Raw genomic sequence first — 878 nt, 5'->3', positions numbered from 1 at the left:
CTCTGGGGAGGCGCTGTACAAAGCATTTTCGGGAAAAGAAGCTTTATTGTTGCAACGGACACAACAGCTTCATGAGCAAAAGAAAGCGGGAGTAATGTTTGAATCCGAGGAAGTTATTGGCTTACTGACGGATATTTTGAAAGAGCCATCAGGTAAAAAAGTTAACCTTAATACCCGCCATCAATTTGTACCTGGTGCTACAGCCCTATACAAAGGCGATAAGGTTATTTTTAATCTCGATAAATCTCGCTTGCCTGCCGAGTGTATCGAGAAGATAGAAAGCATATTGCGCGACTTACAGAAAGTTCTGCCTGTTTAATGATACAAGCGAGCGTTATCATTAATTTCCAATATCCTTAATGCGTTACATGCTGCTTCGGAATATATACATCCGGAGCAGCTATTCTCTGGACTATTGTCCTGTGTTGTTAAAAAAGGTCTGATTTCTTCTCCCAACCTGATTGTTACCACAATCTAAGATCTAGTTCCTGCTACTTTTTCTTAACTTGTTCCATGGTTCACCCCTCAACCGGCATATCTGAACTCAGACGGTAACCCCATCCCGGAATACTGATTTCACACATCGGATTTAACTGGGACCACGGTCCCACCCCCTGCTTGCGTGTCAGAACTCACCCGTCTACCCCACCCGGAATGTCGATTCCACACATCGGATTTAACTGGGACCACGGTCCCACCTCCTGCTTGCGTGGCAGAACTCACCCGTCAAACCCCACCGGGAATATCGATTCCACACGCCGGATTTAAGTGGGACCATGGTCCCACTCTATTCAGTTGTTTCTATCACAATACCGATTTTGAGATTGTTACAGTGATTCCTCTATTCGGTGCGTAAGAAGATTATGTTCGTTTTGTTC

General features: G+C 44.8%; 1 pseudogene. It reads left to right on the top strand.

The annotated features are described in order from the left end of the window. Positions 1–319 (top strand): annotated as a pseudogene (locus AC6BYQ_RS23515) (ParB/RepB/Spo0J family plasmid partition protein); the annotation flags it as partial. Positions 320–878: the final 559 nt, after the last annotated feature.

The organism is Serratia sp. LTN-2 (assembly GCF_059740205.1).
This window is presented reverse-complemented; position numbering and strand designations above follow the sequence as displayed.